This is a genomic window from Coleofasciculus sp. (assembly GCF_046539235.1).
Taxonomy (GTDB): Bacteria; Cyanobacteriota; Cyanobacteriia; order Cyanobacteriales; family Coleofasciculaceae; genus Coleofasciculus.
In genome coordinates, this window is the sequence record NZ_JBKHHI010000383.1 from 1 (window position 1) to 6447 (window position 6447).

The 6447-nt window shown below is 45.5% G+C and carries 7 protein-coding genes, 1 pseudogene and 2 riboswitches; of the genes and pseudogenes, 6 read left to right on the top strand and 2 right to left on the bottom strand.

The genetic code is table 11. The annotated features are described in order from the left end of the window. The first annotated feature begins 378 nt into the window (after positions 1-378). From ACLFWI_RS24650 to rocD, 4 genes and pseudogenes are all read left to right on the top strand, one after another. On the top strand, positions 379-1347 hold the full coding sequence (locus ACLFWI_RS24650; RefSeq protein ID WP_446415110.1) for an arsenic resistance protein: 969 nt from the start codon (positions 379-381) through the stop codon (positions 1345-1347). 134 nt (positions 1348-1481) lie between these two features. Further along, on the top strand, positions 1482-1844 hold the full coding sequence (locus ACLFWI_RS24655) for an ArsR/SmtB family transcription factor (protein ID WP_446415111.1): 363 nt from the start codon (positions 1482-1484) through the stop codon (positions 1842-1844). 288 nt (positions 1845-2132) lie between these two features. Beyond that, positions 2133-2275, top strand: a riboswitch (cobalamin riboswitch). Continuing rightward, a complete protein-coding gene (locus tag ACLFWI_RS24660) occupies positions 2234-2413 on the top strand; it encodes a hypothetical protein (RefSeq protein WP_446415112.1) in 180 nt (59 codons plus the stop codon). (Overlaps the previous riboswitch by 42 nt.) A gap of 61 nt (positions 2414-2474) precedes the next feature. Beyond that, a pseudogene (rocD, locus tag ACLFWI_RS24665) lies at positions 2475-3470 on the top strand (ornithine--oxo-acid transaminase); the annotation flags it as partial. A gap of 9 nt (positions 3471-3479) precedes the next feature. Continuing rightward, positions 3480-3622, top strand: a riboswitch (cobalamin riboswitch). On the opposite strand, the gene ACLFWI_RS24670 reads toward rocD, so the two are convergent. Next, a complete protein-coding gene (locus ACLFWI_RS24670) occupies positions 3592-3756 on the bottom strand; it encodes a hypothetical protein (protein ID WP_446415113.1) in 165 nt (54 codons plus the stop codon). (Overlaps the previous riboswitch by 31 nt.) Before the next feature lie 224 nt (positions 3757-3980). Between ACLFWI_RS24670 and ACLFWI_RS24675 the strand changes: the two genes are divergently transcribed. Further along, positions 3981-5714, top strand: coding sequence for a TonB-dependent receptor (locus ACLFWI_RS24675; protein ID WP_446415116.1), 1734 nt, complete (start codon positions 3981-3983; stop codon positions 5712-5714). 170 nt (positions 5715-5884) lie between these two features. Then, entirely contained in the window at positions 5885-6220 is a 336-nt protein-coding gene (locus ACLFWI_RS24680; protein ID WP_446415114.1) for a CysS/YqeB C-terminal domain-containing protein, read from the top strand. 20 nt (positions 6221-6240) lie between these two features. On the opposite strand, the gene ACLFWI_RS24685 is transcribed toward ACLFWI_RS24680, so the two are convergent. After that, on the bottom strand, positions 6241-6447 hold a 207-nt coding region (locus ACLFWI_RS24685; protein WP_446415115.1), incomplete at its 5' end, for a hypothetical protein.

Here is a 6447-nt window from a genome sequence, read left to right on the forward strand (position 1 = left end):
GATGCGATCGCGAATCACCCTTTCCTCGACTTGGCATGGGTCATAAGAGACGGTAAGCTTGCCACTGGCAAAGTTGACACAAGCCTTTTCTACACCAGGTAGAAGCACTCTTTAAAGCTATGATTAAATATCAGTAACAACTGATATGTCAAGCCACAAGCCTGTTGCCCCCGATCAATGATTGCCAAACCTCAAGCTACCGATCTGAAGGTCAAACTGTTTCGGGGATTTTCTGACTCCTGGCGTTTGTCTATCCCTCCTAGGGAAAACCTTTATACTGTAAGAGTTTGAGGACTATTTGCACTTTCATGCAGGTATCTCGGCTCAATCCCCAGTACGCCTGTCATTCTCTTCACCAATTCAATAGAGGTTTTCAACGTGAGCTTGACTGAAAAACTCCAACCTTTGTTTATTATCATTGCTATTTCGGTTGGGTTGGCGCTGGGACAAATAAAATGGGTTGCCGAAAATGCTCTATCCTTTGTGGTTCCATCCCTAACGGTGATGCTCTATGGAGTATTTCTAGATATTCCATTTGATCGCTTAGGCAATGCATTTCAAAACTATAAAGTGACCGGACTGAGCCTAGGGATAAACTTTCTCTGGACTCCTGTTTTTGCTTGGGGATTAGGAGCAATTTTTCTACGGGATTCTCCCGATCTCTGGGTGGGGCTGATTATGTTGATGGTTACACCATGCACTGATTGGTATCTCATCTTCACTGGTATTGCCAAAGGAAATGTTGCCCTGGCTACAGCCTTGCTTCCTTGGAACTTAATTTTGCAGGTTGTTCTTTTGCCTATCTACCTAGTGGTCTTTGCGGGAACTCTGGTAGATATTAATGCAACAATTCTGCTTGAAAGCGTTATGCTGGTTTTGGCTGTTCCTATGCTTCTGGCACTTGCAACTAAGTGGTTACTTCCACGTTGGGTTGGTTTTTGGCTTCAGATTCCGCTGAAGATAGCATCAGGGCAAACGTTACTTCTTTGTTTAGCAATCGCCGCCATGTTTGCATCACAGGGGCTGATTGTAATTCAACGCCCTGATTTACTGCTAAAGATGCTGGTGCCTGTCTTAATCTTCTTCAGTATAAACTTCTTGAGCAGTCAAATTATTGCGCGTCTGGGCAATTTTAGCTATGAAGAATTTGCTTGCTTTAGTTGCACGACTCTGGCAAGGAACTCACCAATTTCACTGGCAATCGCCACATCTGCTTTTCCAGAGCGTCCCTTGGTTGCCCTTGCTTTAGTTATTGGTGCCCTAATCGAACTGCCTGTTATGGTTCTAGTTTCTCAGTTCTTGCTGGTGCTACGTAGTAGGAGATATAGTAGTCGCCAAGGCAGTTAGGACATGTTGTCTGTTCCCCGTTCCCTTTTCCCTTTAACGCAAACTATAATGTCTAAATCGATATGTCCGTTGCTATATTAGTAAATATCAGTAACAACTAATATATCAAGCCACAAGCCTGTTGCCTCCTATCAATGATTGCCAAACCTCAAGTCACCAAAACTCAAGCTACTGACCTGAAGGTCAAAATGTTTCGGGGATTTTCTGACTCCTCGCGTTTGTCCATCCTCAATGTTTTGCGAGATAGACCCAAGAATGTCAACGAAATTGTTGAAGCAACAGGACTCACCCAGTCTAATGTTTCCAATCATCTGAGTTGTCTACGCTGTTGCGATTTAGTTGTCCGTCAACAGCAGGGTCGTTTCGTGTACTACCAACTCAGCGATGCGCGAATCGCCAAACTTCTCGACCTAGCTGATGAATTACTAGCTGATGTCGCTCTTGGTGTAGACTCTTGCACTCGCTATGACGTGAAAGACAGCGGTCAAAGATTCTAAAATAGGTGTATTAAGGTGAGACATTTTCGTCCTCCTATTGATCTAGTATTGAAGCGGCTTTTTTGCCGCGAGACTATATTCCCTTAACTTTGACAATGATTATTATTTTGATTGCCAAGTTTGTTTAAACAGTAATAGTACTTTTGTGCTACATCTGGATTTAGAGTCAGTCGAGCCAAGGGAATTTTGGTGCTTCCGGACTTACCCATTTCCGCCATTCGCCTTGTTTATTCCCCTTGTGGGCAAAATCAGGGGAACAGGGGAGACAAAAAACACATAATGGTGATATAGTGAAAATCACAGTTCGGTTCTAACGGGGAGCAGCCGTTAGAAGTAATGGGGAAAGTTTGGTGCAAATCCGACGCTGTCCCGCAGCTGTAATGAGACTGATGTCTCTGAGTCAGAATGCCCGCCGATCGCATAAGTTCCAGTTGTTTTTTATCCGCGAGGTACGGATGACGGCGAAATCATCCTTAGAAAAGCCGCAACGATATACTCGATTGCCCCAAATGTTATCTAAGTTCTGCATTCAAACAGAATGGGCAACAGGTTTCATGTACTATAAATAAGCAGCTTGTAGTAATCACTTTAGTGATTACGAACTGCGAATAGGCTGCTTCTTTTGATTAACAAAAAATAACTTTAACATCTCGTGCTTTTCGTAACGACAAATTAGGACAATTCTACGAAAAGTTGTGTCGAATTTCTGGCTTACCCAAAGTTCTCCCTATGAACAGTGGAGCCGAAGCTGTCGAAACGGCTATTAAAGCGATTCGCAAGTGGGCTTATACCGTCAAAGGAGTGCCGACCAATCAAGCCGAAATCATCGTCTGTAGTAATAATTTTTCAGGTCGCACCATTAGTCTGATTAGTTTTTCTACTGAAGAACAATATCAAGATGGATTCTGGCCTTTGACCCCTGGATTTAAAGTTATTCCATTTGGTGATGTGTCGGCACTAAAAAATGCGATCACTCCTAACACAGCAGCATTTTTAGTGGAACCGATTCAGGGAGAAGGAGGCATTATTATTCCTCCGGCAGGATTCTTAAAGCAAGCTGAAACGATTTGCCGAGAAAACCAGGTACTCCTCATTTTTGATGAAATTCAAACAGGATTGGGACGAACGGGTAAAATGTTTGCCCATCAACATGAAGGTGTCAAGCCGGATGGCATCACGGTTGGAAAAGCATTATCAGGTGGATTTTATCCGATTTCGGCTTTTTTAAGTACCGAAGAGGTCATGAATGTATTTCAGCCGGGAGATCATGGCAGTACCTTTGGGGGAAATCCTTTAGCGGCGGCAGTTGGTAGTGCGGCACTTGATGTGATTCTCGAAGAACATTTACCAGAACGGGCGGCAGAATTGGGAGAATATTTCTTAGTACAACTCCAATCTATTGAAAGTCCATATATCAAAGAAGTGCGAGGTAAAGGTCTACTGATTGGAGTAGAGTTGCATGAAGAAGCGGGTGGGGCAAGGCGCTTTTGTCAGGCATTAGCAAACGAGGGAATACTAGCCAAAGAAACGCGGGATAATATTATTCGCTTTGCTCCACCTCTGGTGATTTCTTTAGAAGAGATTGATTGGGCGATGCATAAAATTTCACAGGTACTCATGGCTTAAACCGTGATATAATTGCCAATATAACTCGGTTCTAACGGGGAGCAGCCGTTAGAAGTAATGGGGAAAGTTTGGTGCAAATCCGACGCTGTCCCGCAGCTGTAATGAGACTGATGTCTCTGAGTCAGAATGCCCGCCGATGTTGGTTGAACTGTAAATCTATCTGCGAGGTACAGAAGATGGTAAAAAGATTTTTGCCCCACTCAATAACACGCACCTGGAAGTACGTGCCAGCTAACGGCTCAATGGTCATATTCAACTCTTGCGTCGCCAGACCTGTCTCTGGCAATCCCTAACCTCAAGCGATAGCTAGGTTAGGGTTGTTGAATTTAATCAAGTTGTTTTAGGCAACAGTTGCGTTGTCAGACATCACAATTTTTCCATTATGGCAACAGTGAAGGCGTCATAACGGGACGAATTGTCGTGGTGAGTCGTGCATCTGGACAGCCTGTTTAGTCATTTTGCGAGGTTTGAGTGGATAGCAGTAGTTTGTTTGCCCCCCAGAAAGTGGGGATGTTTGGCTGGAGTTTGACGGGATTGATAACGGTTGCAATCGCTTCTGCATCAAGTGCAATCGCCCAAACGCCGTCACCCGATGCCAACCTAGAGGTAGAAGAAGAAATTGAGATTATCGTCACGGACGAAATTCTGAATCAACCTGTGTATGCACCATTTCGCAGGGAAGCCACCGTGAGAGACTCCACCCGCCCCGTCTATGTGATTAATCGAGAGCAGATTGAAGCACAGGGAGCGAGGACAGTTCAAGAAGCCTTAAAATACCTGCCGGGAATTCTGAGTGATGGCACGGCAGGGGGACAGTTAGGTGCCTTGAGTAGTCAGTTTATTCGTGGCTCCAATTCAGCACAGGTCTTGATTTTACTCGATGGCCGCCCCATCAATGACGTGGGCTTTTTCGGTGGGTTTGATTTGTCAGAATTCACAGCCGATAACATTGAACGCATTGAGTTACTGCCGGGGGGTGGCTCTACACTTTACGGTTCAGACGCACTAGGCGGTGTGATTAACATTATCACTCGTTCTCCCTCAGATAAACCCGAAGTTACTCTGCGGACAGCGGCAGGGAGCTTTGGGTTAAATGAGCAGGCAATTCAAACGAGGGGACGCAGTAGCGGAATTGGCTGGACAGTAGGTTACACCCGCACTGAGGCGAACAATGATTTTCCCTTCGAGATCGATCGCATTAACCTCACTGATTTCCTCAACTATAACTACAACAATCCTGACCCAAACACCTTTGGTACTCAAGATGAGGTGAATCGGAGGGCGATTGGGCTGCAAGTACAGCATAATTGGCAAGTGGCGAAGAACCAGACGCTCACCTATGGCGCGGATTACCGCAACACGCGATCGCGCAATACCACCTTCAGTTATGGTACTAACAGCACCGAAGTAAACTACGATGGCGACATCACGCAGGGCGCACTGTTTGCCCGCTATGAGGTCAATTTTACCCCCAGTTTCAGCGTTAACTTGGGGCTACGACAAGATTTCAATAGCTTGGTGAATGGCTCATTTACATCTCCCAGCGTTGGCGCACGGCTTGCTCTCTCAAACAGCACAACGTTACGAGCCAACTATGCCAGAAGTTTTCGGGGACCGCAAATCTCCAACCTGGAAGGGTTAGCTGCTTTTAATGTGGTAGGGAATCCTGATTTAAAACCGGAGCGGGGAGATAGCTTTGATATTGGTATCGATCAGGAATTGGGTAAAATAGGGCTGCTGCGGCTCACCTTATTTAGTAACACCATTTCCGATCTGATTAACTTTAAGTTTGGCTCTCCCAGCACTTACGAAAACATCGGTAAAGTGAGAACGTTGGGCTTAGAATCGGCTCTGAACCTGCAACTTGCTCGCCATCTCTATGCCTTTGCCAACTATACCCTGAATGACCCGCGTATTGTGCGCGATCGCAATCCGGATATTGAAGATAACCGACTGAGTTTCCGGGATGCCGATCAAGTCAATTTTGGACTAGCATACGAGACACCGGCAGGACTTTACACAGGTATAATTCTGCGCCATCTCAGTAGTTACTTCGTCAACAACACCAACACCGAATCCTTGCCAGGATACACCACCGTCGATCTCAAACTCCGTATCCCCCTGGGCAGGACTGTGGTATTGAACGGCAACCTGGATAATTTATTTGACGAACAATACGAGCAATATCCCGGTTATCCTGCCGTGGGACGTAGTTTTCGGCTGGGTATTAGTACCACATTTTAGGAAATTTATCATGGGTGAATTTTCAACGCTAGTTACACCGCTCTTGTCGGATTGTGCGAGAGCATTTGATCCAAGACCAACCAATTAAAAACCATCTTTATCCGCCAGGAGTAAAGGTGGAACGTTGATGGTTCGCTGTTTTAACTCGCTTATTATCAGGAGAAAATACAATGAGTTACGTTGAATCGAGTGTGGCGTTCAAACAACCTACTGTTCTAGAGTTTAATCAGCGTTGCCATCAAGGGTCTCAGGAACTTGAGGATGTGCACTTACGTGCTTTATCGCAGACGTTAAGGCAGCTTGCTGGGGTGTTTGGTTTAGAGGTTCAAGCCGAAACCTTACCAGAGATTAATGTAAATTGGATTGAATCACTACTGCAACAACGGCATCAAGCACGCCAAGAAAAACGCTATGCCGAGAGCGATCGCATCCGCAATCAACTGCAAGGAGCAGGCATTGCCTTGATAGATCGACCCGATGGACAAACCCGTTGGCATCGTTCTTGAAGAGGTAGCCCTCATAGCTTTCAATTCTCTAGTAGAAAGGAACAATTTTTGTGATCACACCTAGTACAGCGTTTCCCACGCTGATGAGGTACACTTAGGGTAGGACTTTTGCTCTCAGAGGGTTCATCGGCTAGTTTCTGGGTAGGAAGCCCGCGCTGTATGCCGAGCATCAGCGTCGGGTAGTTGACAATATTAACCAGTGGTGAGGATGAGATTTCGATGCGATC

Excerpts from the sequence above, each read along its gene's own strand:
- ACLFWI_RS24660 (WP_446415112.1), top strand. The coding sequence starts at position 2,234 with ATGTCTCTGAGTCAGAATGCCCGCCGATCGCATAAGTTCCAGTTGTTT.
- ACLFWI_RS24675 (WP_446415116.1), top strand. The coding sequence starts at position 3,981 with ATGTTTGGCTGGAGTTTGACGGGATTGATAACGGTTGCAATCGCTTCT.
- ACLFWI_RS24655 (WP_446415111.1), top strand. The coding sequence starts at position 1,482 with ATGATTGCCAAACCTCAAGTCACCAAAACTCAAGCTACTGACCTGAAG.
- ACLFWI_RS24680 (WP_446415114.1), top strand. The coding sequence starts at position 5,885 with ATGAGTTACGTTGAATCGAGTGTGGCGTTCAAACAACCTACTGTTCTA.